Source organism: Pedobacter sp. AC212, assembly GCF_979258625.1.
In genome coordinates this window covers 523,698-542,979 of sequence record NZ_OZ409870.1, presented here as the reverse complement: position 1 = coordinate 542,979, position 19,282 = coordinate 523,698, and the positions used below count along the sequence as shown (strand labels likewise).

Genomic DNA, 19,282 nt, shown 5'->3' with positions numbered 1-19,282 from the left:
TTTTTATTAATTTGGCAAAGATAAGTGTTTTAAAGATGATTAAGCAGCCCCCGTATTTAAAAAAAGGAGATAAGATTGCCATAGTTTGTCCGGCAAAGAAATTACCTAAATCCATTGATAGTGCAATTTCCATTCTGGAAAATTGGGGCTTAGAAGTTATAGTGGGCGAAAGCGTATATGCAAGTCACCATCAGTTTGCCGGTACAGATCAATTGAGAACCCAAGATATTCAGCGTTTTTTGGATGATGAAACCGTGAAAGCGATTATCTGCGGTCGCGGAGGTTATGGCACCATCCGAATTATCGACGAGCTTGATTTTACAAAGTTTAAGCAGAACCCGAAATGGTTTATTGGATTTAGTGATGTGACGATTTTACTATCGCACATTATAGCGCAAACCCAGATGCAATGCTTACATGCGCAAATGCCTTACACTTTCGATGAATCTACCCCTGAAGCTTTAGCATCATTAAAAAAGGTGATTTTTGGTGAGCGGCAAACTTATCATTATAACAGCGAATTTAATAATCAACCGGGTGTTGGAACAGGCATTTTAATAGGTGGAAATTTAACATTACTTGTCATGATGCAGGGATCAGTTTCGGAGATGGATTTTGATGATAAAATTTTATTTCTCGAAGATGTGGGTGAGCAAGAGTACAGTATTGATAGAATGCTGAGAATGCTGAAGCGTGCCGGAAAGCTAAAAAACCTTCGAGGCTTAATTATCGGAGCATTTAATGAAATAGCAGAAGAGAAGATCTCTTTTGGCCAAACGGCAGAGCAGGTAATTTGGGATATCGTGAAAGATTACGATTATCCTGTTTGTTTCAATTTCCCCACCGGACATATTGAAAATAATTTAAGTATGGTTTTAGGGGCTGAAGTAGAATTAAAAGTAGAAAAAAACGACGTTCAATTTAAATATTTATAACATGGCAATTTTTGATAGTTTGGGTAAGTATCGCAATACTGGCCTAATAATTCTCCGCATTGGTTTAGGGGTGATGTTTATTATTCATGGTTTTCCAAAATTGGCTGGCGGTCCTTCTGGCTGGGCAGGTTTAGGCGGCAGCATGAAAGTTGTCGGCATTGATTTCTTACCCGTTTTTTGGGGCTTTATGGCTGCCGTAGCTGAAACCTTTGGCGGCTTCTTGTTAATTGTGGGGTTATTTTTTCGCCCTGCCTGTATGTTATTGGTTTTTACAATGGCTATAGCCGCTTTGGTTCATTTTGGAAAAGGCGATGGCCTGAGAGGCGCAAGCCATGCAATAGAGTTGGGTATTGTATTTTTCAGCTTGATTTTTATCGGCCCTGGAAAATATAGTGTAGATAAGAAGTAAGTTATTTTTGATTAACGCAAAAAGCCAGCGAATGCTGGCTTTTTGCGTTAAGAATGGTCATGACTAATTTTGTGTAGCCAATTTGTTATTCTGTATTTCTGTTGCCGAGATCGGCCAAATGTAACCAGCAGTATTGAAAGGAATAGCTGGAGCTGTACCCTGCGGACCACTTTTAGCTACGAAACCCGCACCTAAACGCATGATATCTGGAGATCTAAATCCTTCGCCTAAAAGTTCTATTCTTCTTTCTGTGAGAATGGTTGCTTTAAGGTTTGCAGGAAATAAGTCTGCCGCAGGAAATACGTAAGTAGGGTTTGAACGCTGTCTAACTGCGGTTAGTAATGCGATAGAACGGTTAGGATCACTTACTACTGTTGCTTCTGCTAAGTTTAATAAAACTTCGGCATATCTGATTACTGGAATGTAATCTGTATAGGGAGAAGGTTTTTTAAACTTGGTTAAATAGGTATTTGCACCTACTGCTGTAGTTAAGGCTTTTCTAGCATCTGGTGAAGCTGCAGCAAATGCAGCATTACCAAATATACCAGCGGTATTTAGGAAATATTCCTGATTTCCGCCTAAACTTTCTAAATTGTAGTAATAAGCCAATTGATTTTGTGTACCAGGTGCATCAAGCTCCGTCATCGGAAAAGATAAAAGCGCTTCAGGCCCAACATAATTTCCACCAAAAACATTAGCAATACTGGCATCTAATCTATTTGCCACACCAGTAGTAGCAGTAAATGGTGCGGTGGCTGTTACAATTTTGTTTGCTTCAGTTACAACAGAAGCTAGGTTGCCCATTGATAAATATACACGCGTTTTTAATGCGATTGCCGTATTTCTCGAGGCTCTGGTTGCTATTAGCGTTAAAGCCAAATCTGGCTCTGCCTCATTCAAATCTTTCAAAATCTGCGTATAAACCTCAGCTACGGTACTTCTTTTTAAATCATTTCCTGTTAAATCTTTTTCAGCCCTAAGCCTTAACGGTACGCCTAAACTTGCGCCGTTATCAGTGATATAAGGTTTAGCATAAAGTTGCAAAAGACTGTAATAGCATAATGCCCGCATTACTTTTGCTTCCGCAATGTATTGTTTGGATAATGCAGGTGTCAAAATCGCCGAATTTGCCGTGATCCCTTCCATCACTAAATTAGCTCTGTTAACTGCCGCGTAGATGGCACCCCACAAACCAGTAACTTCACTAGTATTAGATACCAGGTTGAAGCGCCAGGTTTCTAGGTTTGTAACACCGTTTGGTTTATTAACAATAAATTCTTCCCCGCGAATGTCGTTATAAACCAAATAACGCCCCCCATAAAAGTTGCCATTTTTTACTCCTGCGTAAACACCTCTGAGCTCAGAAAGTATTCGATCAGGATTTGAAAATGCCTCTTCAGTTGGCAATGATGTTTTCGGTGCTGTATCTAGAAAATCCTTTTTACAAGCGGTTGTAAACAACAACGGCGCAGCAACAAAAAGGTATTTTATTTTATTATTTATATTAATTTTCATATTTACCTAAGTTTAAAATCCAACATTAATACCAAAAGTGAATGTTCTCGCAGATGGAACTGAGTTTCTATCCACACCAGGTGCTAAACTTCCACTGTTTCCTGTGGCTGTCGAGTTACCATTCACCGACACCTCAGGATCTGGTCCCGGATAGTTAGAAATGATCCATAAGTTGCTCGATTGTGCATAAACCCTTACATTAGAAATTCCATATTTATTCAAAAATTCTTTCGGTAAAGTATAACCTAAAGCGAGGTTACGAACCTTTAAAAAGTTACCAGAGAATACATTTTGTGATTGTGCAAACGCAGAACCATTGGATACGTTATCGCCGTAAACCAAACGAGGAATATCGGTAACCTGACCAGGTGTAGTCCATCTGTCCATCATTCCGGCTTCATTATTCCAGAAACGCTGATCGCGAAGACCTGCCAATGATCCGTAATAAACTTTATTACCACCTGAAAAGGTTAAACCTAATGTTAAGTCGAATGCTTTGTAACGGAAATTATTGTCTAAACCACCAAACCACTTTGGAATTGCCTGACCGGTGATGGTGGCATCTAAAGCTGCATCAATTGCTGGTGCATTTGTTCCTGCATTTGGTCCGTCTAAATATTGGTAACGGGCTGCTGCTGCTCTTTGAAAGCTAAACCTTAGTTTTTGTCCAAACCTGTTTACAAAAATTCGCTCTCCGGTAGCTGGATCAACACCTGCAGTTGGTACCGTATAAATTGATCCGATAGGATAACCTACACGAGTAATGTTAGCCGTTTCCAATTGGGTAACTCCAAATAAGTCAGCGTTGTTATTTCCCAATGCAGTCACTTCATTTTTTAAAGTACTAAAGGTAAATGAGGTCGACCACGAGAAGTTATCATTGTCTATATTTTTAGAGTTAACTGCAAACTCAAATCCTTTGTTATACATCTTACCAACGTTAGTTGTGATAGCATTTCCAGGAATACCTTTAGATGGCGATTGAGGTGCATTTTGCACTAAATTATCTATATTATTATGATAATAATCAACATCCAATGAGAAACGACCGCCTAAGAATTCTAAGTTTACACCAACATCTGCTTTTTTACTTGTTTCCCAGGTTAAGTTGGGATTACCCGCCTGAGTGAAAGACAGTGCGGCATCTGAACCATATAAGCCCGGACTGTATAAATATAAAGCAGGGTAGTTTCCGATATTAATGTTACCAACCTCTCCATAACTACCACGAATTTTAACACGAGTTAATATTTTGCTGATTCCAGATTCTTTGTAGAAATTTTCTTCAGAAATAGCCCAACCAGCCGAAGCGCCACCAAAGTTACCGTATTTGTTACCATCAGATAAACCAGAGTAACCATCACGGCGGAATGAGCCCGTTAAGTAATATTTCTTTTTATAGTCATAGTTTACGCTTCCGAAAAATGAACGGAAAGCGTTGTCAAACTGTACTAAGTTGGCCGGTGTAATTGCACCAAATGAACCTTGATAAACCTCAATAAAAGGATCGATTACATTTTGACGGGTAGCACCGTAACCATAAGCCTTAGTGTACTGATCTTCAGCACCGATAAAAGCACCAACGGTATGATCGCCAAAAGTATTGGCATAGTTTAAAGTGTTAGACCAGTTCCATCTGCTATTTTTTACGTAGTTACTTGTTGCACCGCCATTATAAGCAAATCCATCACCCTGCAGGCGATTTACAAAAACATTATTATCAAGCTTTAAATTATCAATACTGTAATTGGTTTTAAAAGTTAAACCTTTAAGGATTTGAACCGAAACATACCCATTAGCGATTAAGCGGTCACTTTCGGAAGTATTCCTATCCATATTAACCAAAGCAGCAGCATTTGGATAGTTAGATGCAATTAAATTTGCCCCTAAACCTATTGCTGAACCTGCAACGTTGTACGAGCCATCTTCATTGTATGGAGAGACGTTCGGTGGCAAAACTAGCGCCAAACGACCTAAACCACCTGTATTAAATGATGATCCTGGAAGTGAACCTGTATTTGGTGCACGATTTAGCGTATTACTGTAAGAAAAGTTGGTTCCGATCGTTACATTTTTAAACAACTTATGATCTAAGTTTACGCGGCCATTTTTTCTTTCGAATGAGTTATTGATGATGAAACCCTCCTGGTTGCTGTAACCCAAGGAAACAAAGTAAGAAGTTTTTTCACTTGCTCCAGAAAAGTTTAAAGCATGGTTTTGAGAAGTGGCCGTTCTATAAGCATAGTCATACCAATTCGTCTCAACCTGAGAACCATCAGATCTGGTTTGTAGGAAAAATGCAGGAGCCAAACCGATATTGGTTCTAGCTTCATTTTTGATTTGAACATATTCTGCGGCATTTAATAAAGGATTAAGATTTTGAGCTTTAGATGACCCCACCCATCCTTCGTAATTTACCTTTGTTGTTCCTTGCTTACCTTTTTTAGTGGTGATTACCACTACGCCATTGGCTGCTCTTGAACCATAAATAGCTGAAGAAGCCGCATCTTTTAAAATGTCGATAGACTCGATATCTGCTGGATTGATATCACCCAAAGCATTACCAGCAGCGCTATTACTAGATTGATCACCTGTAAAAACGGGAATACCATCAACAATGATTAATGGGTAAGAACTTAAAGAGATGGAATTAACACCACGAACCCTAAATACAGGCGGGTTGTTTAACAAACCATTTGGTTGAATGATGTTAACACCAGCAGCTTTACCCGCTAAAGCTTGCTCAAAACTTTGAACAGGCTGATTTTTTAGTTTCTCACCACTTACGCTGGCGATGGAACCAGTTACGTCTCTTTTGGCCTGAGTGGTATAACCTGTAACCACGACATCAGATAAGGTTTTTGAATCACCTGATAGTGTAACATTAAGCACATTCCCCGAGCCGATTGGGCGCGTTTGAGTTGAAAAGCCGATGTAAGAAAATTCTAATGCTGAGGCTTGTGAGGTGATTCTGATTGAATATTTACCATCTGCAGCTGTTGTGGTTCCGCCTGCAGCCCCTTTAATTTTTACACTTACTCCAGGGAGCGGCAAGCCGTCTTCCTTTCCTGTAACTGTACCAGTGATTGTTCTGTCTTGAGCTATAGCACTTCCTGCTATAAACAATAGAATGAACAAACTTTGTAGAAGTTTTTTCATAAAATTTTGTTTGGTTTAGTTAATGATTTTCTAAATATAAAATTTAACAACCTGTAATACAAATTTTACATAATAAAAAATAAGCGTTAAAAATCTAAAACGCTGCATAAAGCCATATAAAAAGGCTAATAAAGCCATAAATTAGCCCAACTCCATTAATATATTATCTAAAAAAAGATACTATAATCGAATTAAACCTACAGTAACAAAAATTTTCATCAAAGTATGAGCTCAAAACTTTTTACTTGTGGGAGAAGATTAAATATTTAAGGTTTATAAAAATATTTAATGCGATTTATAACCGATTTCGACAACATTCGGCATACATCACAGGTATCCTGACGCCAGTAACGCTTTTTCATGAATTTAAATTAGTTGTTTGATTTATTAAGCTTTGTGAGTTCCAATGTGATATTTAAAGTATTGTAAATCAAATATTACAACCTGATTCGCAATTAGAAAAACAGATTAGAGATGTTATGACTTTAGATTACTATAAGAGTTTACTAATGGTGTTCTTTCTATAAAACAAGGTTATTTAAATGTCGACAATCCAAGCAATAGCTATGGACACAGTCTACTAAAAACAAAAAAAGGTCTCAACTATACGCTGAGACCTTTAAAATAATAAGATGATTTAACCTACCATCCTGGATTCTGAACCAGGTTTGGATTTAAGATAATATCATTTGTTGGCAACCCCCAAACAAATTTCGGATCAGATGCTGCAATTGTTAAGCCAGTAAAACCCGTCGAATTTTGAACAGCAGCAGGAACTTGAGCAGTTCCCCTAGTAAATCCTTGACCCCATCGTTTCAAATCAAACAAATGGAAACCATCAAAATTTAGCTCACGAGTACGTTCGGCTCTTACCTCGTTGATTAAAGCTGGGCCAGTTAGGCCAGATAATGCTGTTAATCCACGAGCAGTACGAAGTGCATTTAAAGCCGTTAAAGCATTGCCACTTTGACTTAAATTAGCAGCAGCTTCGGCAGCAATTGCATAAACCTCACCTATACGAAAAATCTTATTTGCATTTTGATAATTAGTAAACTGCGTAGTAAACAGGGCTGGATTTCCTGGAAATTTATTAACTAACCAAACATTAGGATAATTGATGCCCTGCATACGGATCAACTTTTGCTCGAAATAAACGCCCTTCCTTATATCAGTAGCATCATAGCTATCAACCACGGTTTGTGTTGGGATAAAGTCTGGAGCGAAAAAGCCACCTGCACCATTTAAACCCAAATATATGGCGTTCGTATTTACAGTTTCGGCTAATGTCGCATTTATACGCATAATATCTTCTTGTGCTGCATCTGTAGCCCAATACGATTTTAATCCAGCAGCAGTAGTATAAAGTGGGTACCTTCCGGAGGCAATTAAGGTATTTGCAGCATCATAAGCTCCTTGCCAATCCTGCATATCTAGTCTAACTCTAGCTTCTAATGCCAATACAGCATCTGGAGTGAAATATCTTGCTCCTTTTATATTAGCTCTTTTGGTATTGAGAGATTTAGCATAGGCTAAATCTGCTAAAATCTGATCGTATGTAGCTTTAACTGTAGCCCTTGCAGGTTTTGCTGCCAAATCAAATTCGGTAACCAATGGAATACCAGGATCACTTGCTGCAGTAGCTGGATTATATGCTTTTGCAAATCTTTTCACTAATTCGTGAAAGTAGTATGCTCTAGCCATTCTCGCATCAGCTTTGTAGGTGTTTAAACTGTCTGTTTGTGCTCCGGCAGAGGCTTGTATTTGCTCGTAACCCTTAATAACTACGTTAACATTTGATAAACCTGAATAATATCCCTGATAAACACCAGCGAAATCGTCATTATTTAAAAAACTTCCCCAACGGTGAGGGGCTCCATTTCTGTTTCCAAAATCTATTGAAGCATTCAATTGATCTCCTTGTACTTCTTGTAAAATGTTATAACTACCATAAACACGGCCTCTTAATGCCGAATATATCCCTGAATTCCAATATTTGGCATCGAGAACGCTATTAAAACCGGTAGATATATCAACGGCATCATATGGCTTTAGATCCAGCTTTTTACATGAAGTAATTGCTGTAAAAGTCAATGCGGCCCCTACTAATCCCAAAATTATATTTTTCATAACTTTATTATATTTTAAAGTATATCTCTTATTTATTAAAATGTCAATTGCATACCGAAACCAACTTGTCTGGTATTAGGGTTAACGCCTAAGGTTAAGTTAGAATCTACCTCTGGATCTGGACCAGTATAATCAGTAAATGTTAAAAGATTTCTTGATACAAAGAAAATCTTTGCACCTTTAACTACTTTCGTATGGCTCAATATTGACTGGGGTAAGTTATATGCCAATTGAACGTTCTTTAATCTTAAAAAAGAAGCATCTTCAATTAATCTGCTGTCAAATTGAGTAAACTGTTGAGTAAGATTCGGAAATGTAGCATTTTGCCCAGGAGTTTTCCAGTAGTCTAAGACTGTTACTGCTTGGTTGAAACCTGAAAATGTAGTAGGGTTCTCAAAGAAATACCTATCGTTATTGATTAAGTATTTACCTTGTGAGAACGTGAAGTCTACACTTAAGGAAAGTCCTTCATAGCCAGCATTGAAACCGAAGCCACCGTTCAACCACGGATAGCGTTCAATACCAGTATTTTGTTGCAAGTTAGCTGCCGAGAACGTGCTTGTAACTGCATTAGGATCTGTTCTTGTATTAATACTTCCATCGCCTGCATTAGGGATATACCATTGAGGCAAACCATTTGCTGGGTTAACACCCGCCCACATCGGATAAACGAAAGAAACAGGTTGGCCTATTGCCCAAAGTACCCCAGTTCCAGAATTTACGAAGTAATTCTTACCCTGAAATAATTCTGTGATTTTGTTTTTGTTAAAGTTGGCATTGATGTACGGTGTAATAAACGCGTTGTGCTCGTCATTAGTCCAAACATCAAAATTTAAACTTACATCTAAACCTTTATTTTCCAAAGCACCGACATTTGTTCTAACCAGTGAATAGCCTGTTGTAAATACTTGAGGCACATTGAATAACTGTCTACTTGTTTCGCGGAAATAGAGCTCCACATCTAATCGGAAACGTTTTAAAAACTCTGCTCTGAAACCAAAAGATGTTTTTTGTTGTTTTTCCCATCCCAAATCTGGGTTTCCAGCTGTATTCTGCAAAACAGTAGATAAACCATTATAATTAGTACCACCAGCTGCAGTAGCTAAATTGTCATAATTACCAATCGCTGAGTTACCACTCGTTCCTGTACTTGCTCTAACTGTTAAATCATTTAACCATTCAACATCTTTAAGGAAACTCTCTTCTTTAGCCTTCCACATTCCACCAACGGACCAAAATATTGCGCTTTTATTGTTCACGCCAAAGCGAGAAGATTTATCTTCGCGAATCGAACCATCAATGTAGTATCTGTTATTGTAGTTATATTCTAAACGTCCAAACAAAGACTTAAATGAGTATTCAGTTTTAAATGAACTCACGCCTCTGTTAGTAGCATTACCGTTTTGCAAGATAAATAAATTATCATTTGGCAGACCAACCGTACTACCACCAAATTCTTGTGTAGTTCCATCTACATATTCCTGGCCAACTAAAGCAGTGAAGTTATTTTTACTTAATGAAAACTTATATTCTAGTGTATTGGTAACTGTTTTATTGATCCTTCTTGAATAATACTCAGAAAGTGTACCAGCCCCAGGAAATGCTGCATAAGAAGGTAACCTTGCATCTGTAGTTCTATCAATAAAACCATCAATACCAGCTTGTGATTTAAAAGTCAAATTTTTAACAGGTGTAATTTCTACGAAACCACTTGGCGTAAAAGTTAAACGATTTCTGTTGTAAGGTGTATTGTCAGCCAAATACCTAGGGCTGTATCGACCCCATCCAGGAATTAACGTACCATAATACTCATTTCCATTTGCATCGAAAGGAGAGAACCAAGGCTGGGCTAACAAAGCCAACGGACCGTTCGTATCATTACCAGCTAAAGGGTTAGTTTGTGTATCAGAACTACCACCAGCAAGATTTAAACCCAATTTCATGTAATCGTTCAGGGTTGTAGTGAGATTCGATCTTAACGTATAACGGTCAAAATTTGAACGGAATCTATTACCTTCACTATCGAAAAAACTTCCTGAAATATAGTATGAAGTTTTACCCCCTCCACCAGAAACAGTTATATCCGTTTGGTATGTAGGCACATCCTTTTTAAAATAATAATCATACCATTTAGTGTCGTTAGGGTATTGCGCCAGAAGTGTAGCTGTTTGAGCGGCAGTTCTTAAGCCTTGCTCAATTTGCAACTGGCTTAATTGCGCTGTATTAAGAAAGTTTCTATAAAATTTATCGCTTGCAGGATTTGCAACCGAATACTGTCCTTGGACTGTAATTGTTGCGTCTTGTCCTATTTTACCTCGCTTTGTCGTAACATAAATAACACCATTTGCAGCACGTGCACCATAAATAGAAGTGGCTGACGCATCTTTTAGAACCGATATATTTTCGATATCATTTGGATTTGTATTCAGAATGGTTGATTCATCTACCTGGATACCATCCAATAGGAAAAGTGGCGCATTACTCGCACCCAAAGATCCTACTCCATGCAATCTTATGGATGATGTTGCAGATGGCTCACCTGACGATGTGAAAACTTGTAATCCTGAAACTTTACCTTGCATAGCATCGAAAGCATTTGCTACCGGCTTACTCTCTACGGTTCTTGCACCTACAACAGCGACCGTACCAACGGTAGATGAAATTCTCCTGCCTGAACCATAACCGCTAACTACAACCTCGTCCAATACTCTCGAATCACTTTCAAGAGCAATGTTCAAGATATTACCATTTGCAGGAATAGATTTAGTGATTTTTGTGTAACCAACAGAGGTAAATTCAATTTCTACCACACCTGCTCCAACACTTATCGAATAGCGACCATTAACATCGCTGGTGGTACCACCTGTACCATTTTTTACTCTGATACTAGTACCAGGGAGAGGTAATCCATCCTCTTTAGCGGTAACTGTACCTGTAATTGTTCGGTTTTGTGCCCATGCAGATCCAGCAAGTAGCATTAACACGAACAAACTTTGTAGAAGTTTTTTCATGAAATTTAAGTTAGTTAGTGATTGATTTGTTTGAACATCTAATTTAAATATTACAACAGATTTCTTCGCATGAGCCTATAGAAAAAACACAATTAATAGGAATAGCAAACAACTATGACAATAAAATTACGATAGTATTAAAACTGTATTAGTCAAATACATAAAGAGTGAGTTATATATTGCTTTGAGCCGGTTAGGGGAAAATCCTATGGGAACAGGTATAACATTTACAGTTTCCAGATATTAAAATTGTGTATGGATAACTAGAAATCTACACTGATATTTGATATTATGTATCACTTTTTCTGAGATTAGTTAGCTAAACAATAATCCGCTTTTCGAAGAGAACGGGAAGTTGCACCTATCAGAGTTGGTGAATCATTTACCATAAATTTTGGAAGTTAAAAAAAAATGCCTCTAAAAAGCTGATAACTTTATAGAGGCATTACATTTTACTAGAATTTTATAACATTATTTTTCCCAAAAAATCTTATTGGTAAAAATGTCAATAATTGGCACATTCGCACCGTTGTTTGCTAGCTCATTTTGAGGATAGGGGATACGTAATGGTAATTTACCTCCACTAGCATTATTAATACCTACAGGCAAGTTAGAAGGAAATCCAGTCCGACGATATTCTGTCCATGCCTCGTGGCCATTGAAGCCATTGTTTGCAATCCACTTTTGAGTGATAATCGCTTCAAATTGTTTATCTGGAGTTCCAGCAACAGCCCAGTTAACTAGCGGCTGTGTAGAAGTGGTGTAATAGGTTGTAGCTGCTGCCGCTGTAGAGCCTAAAATCTTGAAAGACTCTTGGATTCCGGCTTGATATGCTGCTTGAGCACCTGCGTTTCCTCCTGGAAGGTAGCCTTTCAACATAGCTTCAGCTTGTAGAAAAAAGCCTTCCGCTGCAGTCATTAAATATGCTGGTTTAGAAAATCCGCTATTAGCACTTGAAGGTAATACCCCAGCACCAACCGCCGAATAGTTATCTTTTTTAGTGGTCGTTGTTGCTGTTGTTCCTGGATATACTCCAACATAGGTAGCTCCTGGTGCTACCGGTGTAACTGCAGGTCTGTAAAGCAAGCCTACACGTGGATCATTATTAGCTAATAAAAAGTCAACTGCGTACTTATTGCCTCTGGTTGCTTGATAATTTGATGTTTCTGCACCATTAACTTGGAAGCCAATTGCACCATATAATGGATTATACTTCCCGGCCTGATTAAAATAGCCCGGATTAACTCCTACATTCTCTCCCGCAGCCAAAAAAGACTTACCTGCCAATGTCGCAAATCCCGCAGCTACTTTCGTTGCTCTAGACTGAATCAAAGATTGTCTTAAAAGAACACGAAGCTTTAGTGTATTAGCAAATCTTATCCATTTATTCATTGCAACAGCTGGAGCTGTTGTTATTGAACCATTACCAAAAATGATGTCACTTGATGTAGAAGGATTATCGCCTGTTGCTGTAGTATTGATAATGGCAATACTTGCATCAATAGTAGAAAGTATTCCATCATATATATCTTCAGCTTTATCATATTTTGCAGATAATAAATCTGTACCCTTCAAAGCGTCCTTGTAAGGAACATCTCCCCAAGTATCAACTAACAATTGAAAATTATAAGCCTGCATAATTTTTGCAATTGCCTGGGCATTTACTTTTCCGTTAATTGTTGATTGAGTCTCTACATATTTTAGGTCGTTTAATGCGTCTGCGTAAAGTGTTGTCCATACTCCATCATATGTAGATGATGTGAAGGCATACGTTTCCTGTGGTTGGTAGAATGCAAAGTCAGGAGACTGAGCCCAATTCCCAGCTAACAAATTACCCAGTATATTAAAGTTGTTGTTTACAACAGTCCCTGTCGAAGCTAAGGCCGCAGGCAGTACAAGTTCTGGAGTAGTAGTTGTTGGTGTATTTGGATTACTATTAATATCCAAAAAGTTTTTTTCACAACCACTTAGCGAGACTGCTAATGATAAAAAGGCTACTCCCTTTATGATATTTTTGATTTTCATTTTCTTAGATTTTATTATAACTAAAAACTAGCACTTAAGGTAATACCAAAGGTACGTGTAGAAGGTATACTAGTAAATTCTCTTCCTTGTGAATTGTTGGTACCGAAAATACTTGCCTCAGGATCTACATAAATATTTGATTTTGGAGTCCATAATAAAATATTTGCACCAGATACAGCAACGCTCACTCTTCCAAAAGGAGTTTTATTTAATAAATTAGCAGGTAGTCTATATGTTAAAGAGATATCTCTTAACTTCAAGAATGCTGCGTCGATAATATTGGATTCTGCAATTTGGGCATAATTTCCGTACCAAAAATCATAACTACCGCTACGTGTTTTCACTGAAGTATTCGGGATAAAATTACCAGAATTTAACGGAGACTCTATTACTGAATTAGGGTAAACAAATGGCTGACGGCCATATTCAACAGTTTCTAAGCTCGATCCTGTAAAGGTAAGTTGGCTTTTTGTTCCTGAAAAAAGTACATTTCCCGAACGAAAATCCAAAGTTGTGGAAAGAGAAAACGCTTTATAAGAGATTGTGTTGTTAAATCCTAAAATATGTTTAGGATTAACTTGTCCTAAATTTCTCAACGTCGGATCTTTTCTAATGAAACCAGTGGTTGCATCTACAACAACCCTACCTTCTGAATCTCTTAAATATGCTCCCCCTACCAACGAGATTGGTTGTCCAACAATTGCTGTAGGAACAGGATCACCACCACCAAGCGATAACTGCTTAGAATCCTGATATAATGACTCAACTATATTTTTATTGTTTGTATAAGTAAAACTAAAATTCCAAGAAAAACCATCGCGGTTTGCGAAAGGGTTACCTTTCAACGCCACCTCAATACCTTTGTTTGTAACTAAACCAGCATTAACAGTTGCAGCGGTGAAACCTGTTGATGATGCCACACCAATGTTAATGATTTGACCATCCGTTTTAGTATTGTAATAAGTAAAGTCTAAACCTAACTTATCTTTCAAAAATGACAATTCAGCTCCAACCTCAAATGCCTTTGTAAATTCAGGTTTCAAGTTTGGATTTGGCGTTGTATTAGATAACGAGAAAGCTGCAAGTGAGCTATAAGGGAAGTTGGTAGCTGGACCAAATGTTGGCTGCAAGCTATATGCACCGGCATCAGACCCTACTTTAGAATAACTTGCTCTAATTTTCGCATATGATAACACGTCATTATCTTTTAATGACTCTATTGCTGAAGTAGGAATGAAACTTAAATTTACAGAAGGATAGAAATATGAATTATTATCTTCAGGAAGAGTAGAAGAAATATCATTTCTTAAAGTTCCGTTTAAGAATAAATAATTCCTGTATCCTACGGTTAGATCTCCTGCCCATCCGATTAAACGCTTCTTGTTAATGCTTTCACTACCTCCTAATTCTCCTACTCTATTAGAGAGATTGAAAAAACCTGGTGTAGAAAGCGCACTTGCTGAAGCAGTTAAATTCCGAGTATCTACCTGGCGAACGTTGTTCAATAGAATTAATGTAGCATTGAAATCTTTATTCAAATCCTTTTTAAATGTTAGCAATAAATCTGAGTTCATAATCCTGTTTGAAAATGCATTTTCAGTTATTGCGCCTGGAGTTGCAGTTGGACGTTGTCCTGCACCAAAGGTTGTTTTTTCAAATGTTGATTTCGTTCTGCTAGAGGCATAATCAGTTCCCAATCTCCAAGTAACATTCAACCATTTAGTTGGATCGTAACCTACTTGGAAACTACCTAGAAAACGATCTAGATTATCAGCATATCTATTATTAGCTATATTGTAGTAAGGGTTAGGCTGATATCCATTGAAATACCCCTGTGTAGTAGCAAACTCATAGTTTTTCCAATCTTTGAAGTCTTCAAGATTGATCTGACGACTGGTATTCAAAACAGCATCCATAACACTATTATTTCCACCACCAACGAAAGAGGTATTAGTTAGGTTCTTATTGTAACTGATGTTAGCACTTACGTTGAAATTATTAGCCAGCTTTGTAGCTCCAGATAATTTGAATGTGTTTCTTCTAAACTTGTCGCCAGGAACAACACCTTTAACTTCATTGTCAGAAAGTGAGGCATAAAATGAGCCTTTTTCACTTCCACCTTGAAATGAAACTGAATTCTGAAAATTTGTTCCTGTATCGAAGAAGTTTTTGATGTTATCTTCAACAGCACTGTAAGGAATCATTAGTTTATTACCATTAGCAAGAGTAGGACCAGACTGAACGATAGAACCGTCTAATTTTGGCCCCCAGTTTGTGTTCTCGATTGGATCATATTCTGTAACAGACACACCATTAACAATATCCGTTTCATAACCAGAACCGTACTCGTTTTGAACTTTTGGTAATTTTTGAACGTTATCTATTTGGAAAGTTGAAACAACATTGATTTCCATTTTTTTATTTCTAGAAGCTGCATCCTTTCCTGTTTTTGTTGTTATGATTATCGCTCCATTTACACCTTGAGAACCGTATAATGCGGCAGCATTCGCTCCTTTTAAAACTGTCACAGATTCAATGTCATCAGGATTAATATCACCTACACGGTTTCCAACGTCAACTTGATTTGCTGAAGTTGAAGAAGGCTGTCTAGCACCATTATCAATAGGAACTCCGTCAATCACAAATAATGGCTGTTGTTCGCCCTGTAAAGACCTGATACCTCTCATAGTAATACGTGTTGCAGTGTTAACACCACCACTCGAACGACCAATTTGAACTCCAGCAGTTTTACCGGTTAATCCATTTATTAAGTTGGTCTGTCTACCATTTGTTAAGTCCTGTGCTTTAACAACATCAGCAGAATAACCTAGTGACGCTCTATCTTTTTCTATACCGACAGCGGTCACAACCACTTCATTAAGAACTTTGGCGTCTGAAATCAGACTAATATTAATTATTGAAGCCGAACCAAGTGATTTTGTCTGCTTCACATAGCCAATATAGCTGAATTCAAGCGAAGTCGCAGTACTTGGAACTCTTAGAGAGTACTTACCATCAGCACCTGTTACCGTGCCACCGGCTGCACCTAGGATTTTTACACTTACCCCTGGGATAGGCTGCTTGTCATCCGAGGAAGTAACTGTTCCTGTGATTGTTCGGTCTTGAGCCATTGCAGTTACTGAAATGAACATCAAGATGAACAAACTTTGTAGAAGTTTTTTCATTTTTACGAAATAAGTTAGTTAATGATTAATGATTGGCCTAATTTAAGAGTTGTTGAGCACGTTAGAAAATTTTTCTTAACATATTTTAACATAGTTTTAATCTTGCTCCAATAAAAGAGCTGAAACGATCATAAGAAATTAATAATCAGAATATTACAGTTTTACTCACCTGTAATCAATGAATAGATTTACGAATTTTTTGTTGGATAATTTTAACTTATAAGGCCAAAATAAACCAGTGTTATCAGAATTTAAGAGGCAATTATGAGCGAATTTCGCCTTATTGTTGATAAAAATCAAGAAAAAAACCCTAATAATTAGATAAGAATGTAACTCACTGCAATAGATCATATTACTAATAACTACAAAATAGAATATTCCCAAAAAGTGTCTTGCCACCTTCCCAAAAGTTTCTAAAAAGAGGATCGTTTGCCAGATAAACTACCTGGCCTTTACCAAAATCCTGGACACCAATTAACAAACCTGATTTTAGCTCTTCTCTTACCTTTTTTCCAACGACACCAGCCATTAAACTTTTATCATTTACCTGACCAACATTCCAACCTTTTGTAAAAGGCTCATAAATTTTACGATCTGTTTTTAGCGTATAGTAGAATTTACCCAAACCGTAGGAGAAGGGGTGAGATGCATCTAAATTTACTTTATAGATTGCGCCTGGAATAGCAAATTCGAAATCATCTTTATCTTTGTTTTTAAACAGAAGTTTACTTGGCTCCGGTTTTTCATCCTTTTTAACCACCGCTTCCTTCTTTTTAATATCATAACCCTTTTTCTCCAGAACACTCTCGATAGCATCCTCCATTAAAATCAGTTTTCCACCTTTATTTAACCAGGCGGTTAAGCCCTCACCTATAAAAGGACCGTAACTTCCATCAGGAAGAATCAAAGTATTTACCTTATTGATATCCAAATTGTTGAAATCTTTTGCATTAATGATGCTTGGCGAAAGATTTAAATCATGCTCCAAATAAAACCAAGCCTCGCCAAAAGCTAAAGAAGAAACCTCATTTCCTGATGCAATTGCAATTTTAGGCTGTTTTAAAATAGGATAAACATTAGAGCCAAAGTCTTTCCCCTTTTCTACAAAACCACTGGTTATGCCTCGTACGGGTTTATCAAATTTCTTCGCCACCACTACAACCTTATCTTTTAAACCTTTAACCGTCTTTTCGTTTTCAGTTCTTAAAACAATTAAGGTTCCGGCAGGATAATCTCTACCAGCTACCGTGAAGGCTTGATCTGATTGCCTCACTTTTATATTTTCTTTCTGTAAATTAATTAAAACACCAGCATCTTCAGCTGATCCCCAAGAAAATAACCAAGCCAAGGGTTTGTCAATGTCGTTAGATGTTGGGTCGGCAACAGATAGATCAGGATATTTGCCCTTAAAACTTTCTTTACTGGCATAAGCTTTCAAACCATATACATAAGGCAGCGCCCAAGCTGTTATATCATAGGTGTTCGAGTCGGTAACAAAAGTTTGGGGCTCCAGCAACACATTGGCCAGTACTGCTCTAGGCTGTTGAATATTTACAATCAAGTCGTTTCGATCGATAGAGAAATTCTCCTCTTTTTGGGTATCGTAGTCATATCCTCTACCCGATTTGTCTGCGCCATAAGCATACTGAATTTTATTTTTACTTAACAGTTCCGCCAATTTTTTCAATCTGGAAATATTACTTGCCTTAATGATATAGGTTTTATAAGCTCCCGGAGCTGCTATCAATTCTTGTTGGAAGTATTTTTTATATTCCTCCATTAACTTCGCCTGATTTTGAGAAGATACTTCGACCGTTGACATGCCCGTTGCGAAATGATGGGCAATTCTATCTTTCAACGTAAGCGTATCACCATCATTTGTAACCACAGATAAACCTGCCTTGATCCCTCCTTGCTCATAAGTCATACCGATTGAGCCGTTATACAAGGGATAAGTATCGCCGTAAGATGGATAAAGTAAGTCGAACCGCTCTTTAGTGAAATACTGCCAACCTTCAGCATCGAAATATTTAGCATTATTTTTCCCTACAACCACTTGAAAACTTCTTTGCCAAGGGGTAATATCCTGATGAACAGGTTCTGCCGCTGGCGCAAAATAATAGGGTTCATTATAGCTTTGTTCATGAAAATCGACATGAACCTGAGGCATCCACTCATTATAAAGCGCTAAACGTTGTTTACTTTCCAGTTGGGTTTGCCAAGCCCAATCTCGGTTTAAATCAAAGTAATAATGATTTGGCCTTCCACCTGGCCATGGCTCAATATGCTCCCGGGAAGCGGGATCGGAATTAGGCGTTTTGCCAACCACACTATTAAAGTAATTTACATAACGGTCTCTTCCATCGGGATTTAAACACGGATCTATCACTACAATTGTATTTTTTAGCCAATTATTGGCTTCCACATTTTTGCCGGAGGAAAGTGTGTAAAGCATTTTCATAGAAGTTTCAGTAGAATTTGCTTCATTTCCATGCACATTATAGCTCAACCAAACGATGGCTGGTTGTGCTTTTATATCAACTGTATTATCTGCACCAGTAGCTAATTTTAAGTTATTGGTTCTAATTTGCTCTAATCTGGCAATGTTTTCAGGCGCAGATATTACGGCAGCCAATAGTGGTCTACCTTCATTTGTTTTTCCGTATTCGATTAATTTGATGTTTTTTGGAGAAGCAACAGCAGTTTGTTTAAAGTAATCGGCTACTTTATAATGCGGCGTAAAATGCGCACCAAGTTCATAACCTAAAAACTCATCAGGCGATTTGATTTGGGCATTCAAAACCAAAACAGAAGCCATAAAAACCAGACAGAACGTTATGCTTTTTTTCATAAAACAATTAAATTTTATCTAATGTAGTAATTTTGCTTTTTGTTATTGCTAAACCTTAATTTTAC

9 protein-coding genes are annotated in these 19,282 nt (G+C 37.6%); 2 read left to right on the top strand and 7 right to left on the bottom strand.

Annotated features, from left to right (window positions below; genetic code table 11):
- Window positions 1-35 precede the first annotated feature (35 nt).
- Both ACZZZC_RS02345 and ACZZZC_RS02340 read left to right on the top strand, forming a co-directional pair.
- Complete coding sequence (locus ACZZZC_RS02345) at window positions 36-935, top strand: S66 peptidase family protein (protein WP_463484645.1); 900 nt, start codon at window positions 36-38, stop codon at window positions 933-935.
- Window position 936: 1 nt separating this feature from the next.
- A complete protein-coding gene (locus tag ACZZZC_RS02340; protein WP_463484644.1) occupies window positions 937-1,344 on the top strand; it encodes a DoxX family protein in 408 nt (135 codons plus the stop codon).
- A 63-nt stretch (window positions 1,345-1,407) separates the two neighbouring features.
- Here the strand turns inward: ACZZZC_RS02340 and ACZZZC_RS02335 are convergent, their stop codons facing one another.
- From ACZZZC_RS02335 to ACZZZC_RS02305, 7 genes are all read right to left on the bottom strand, one after another.
- Window positions 1,408-2,859, bottom strand: a complete 1,452-nt coding sequence (locus ACZZZC_RS02335) for a RagB/SusD family nutrient uptake outer membrane protein (protein ID WP_463484643.1) — start codon at window positions 2,857-2,859, stop codon at window positions 1,408-1,410.
- A 12-nt stretch (window positions 2,860-2,871) separates the two neighbouring features.
- A complete protein-coding gene (locus ACZZZC_RS02330) occupies window positions 2,872-6,018 on the bottom strand; it encodes a SusC/RagA family TonB-linked outer membrane protein (RefSeq protein ID WP_463484642.1) in 3,147 nt (1,048 codons plus the stop codon).
- Between the two features lie 642 nt (window positions 6,019-6,660).
- Window positions 6,661-8,145 carry a RagB/SusD family nutrient uptake outer membrane protein gene (locus ACZZZC_RS02325; RefSeq protein ID WP_463484641.1) on the bottom strand — a complete coding sequence of 495 codons (1,485 nt, stop codon included), beginning with the start codon at window positions 8,143-8,145 and terminating at the stop codon, window positions 6,661-6,663.
- A 35-nt stretch (window positions 8,146-8,180) separates the two neighbouring features.
- Window positions 8,181-11,156, bottom strand: coding sequence for a SusC/RagA family TonB-linked outer membrane protein (locus tag ACZZZC_RS02320; RefSeq protein ID WP_463484640.1), 2,976 nt, complete (start codon window positions 11,154-11,156; stop codon window positions 8,181-8,183).
- A gap of 471 nt (window positions 11,157-11,627) precedes the next feature.
- Window positions 11,628-13,181, bottom strand: a complete 1,554-nt coding sequence (locus ACZZZC_RS02315; RefSeq protein ID WP_463484639.1) for a SusD/RagB family nutrient-binding outer membrane lipoprotein — start codon at window positions 13,179-13,181, stop codon at window positions 11,628-11,630.
- A 20-nt stretch (window positions 13,182-13,201) separates the two neighbouring features.
- Window positions 13,202-16,366, bottom strand: coding sequence for a SusC/RagA family TonB-linked outer membrane protein (locus tag ACZZZC_RS02310; protein WP_463484638.1), 3,165 nt, complete (start codon window positions 16,364-16,366; stop codon window positions 13,202-13,204).
- Between the two features lie 355 nt (window positions 16,367-16,721).
- Window positions 16,722-19,217: a M14 family metallopeptidase gene (locus ACZZZC_RS02305; RefSeq protein ID WP_463484637.1), complete on the bottom strand. Its 2,496-nt coding sequence runs from the start codon at window positions 19,215-19,217 to the stop codon at window positions 16,722-16,724.
- Window positions 19,218-19,282 lie beyond the last annotated feature (65 nt).

Bases quoted from the DNA above. Each gene is read 5' to 3' on its own strand.
- ACZZZC_RS02335 (WP_463484643.1), bottom strand. From the start codon at position 2,859: ATGAAAATTAATATAAATAATAAAATAAAATACCTTTTTGTTGCTGCG.
- ACZZZC_RS02310 (WP_463484638.1), bottom strand. From the start codon at position 16,366: ATGAAAAAACTTCTACAAAGTTTGTTCATCTTGATGTTCATTTCAGTA.
- ACZZZC_RS02315 (WP_463484639.1), bottom strand. From the start codon at position 13,181: ATGAAAATCAAAAATATCATAAAGGGAGTAGCCTTTTTATCATTAGCA.
- ACZZZC_RS02325 (WP_463484641.1), bottom strand. From the start codon at position 8,145: ATGAAAAATATAATTTTGGGATTAGTAGGGGCCGCATTGACTTTTACA.
- ACZZZC_RS02305 (WP_463484637.1), bottom strand. From the start codon at position 19,217: ATGAAAAAAAGCATAACGTTCTGTCTGGTTTTTATGGCTTCTGTTTTG.
- ACZZZC_RS02330 (WP_463484642.1), bottom strand. From the start codon at position 6,018: ATGAAAAAACTTCTACAAAGTTTGTTCATTCTATTGTTTATAGCAGGA.
- ACZZZC_RS02320 (WP_463484640.1), bottom strand. From the start codon at position 11,156: ATGAAAAAACTTCTACAAAGTTTGTTCGTGTTAATGCTACTTGCTGGA.
- ACZZZC_RS02340 (WP_463484644.1), top strand. From the start codon at position 937: ATGGCAATTTTTGATAGTTTGGGTAAGTATCGCAATACTGGCCTAATA.
- ACZZZC_RS02345 (WP_463484645.1), top strand. From the start codon at position 36: ATGATTAAGCAGCCCCCGTATTTAAAAAAAGGAGATAAGATTGCCATA.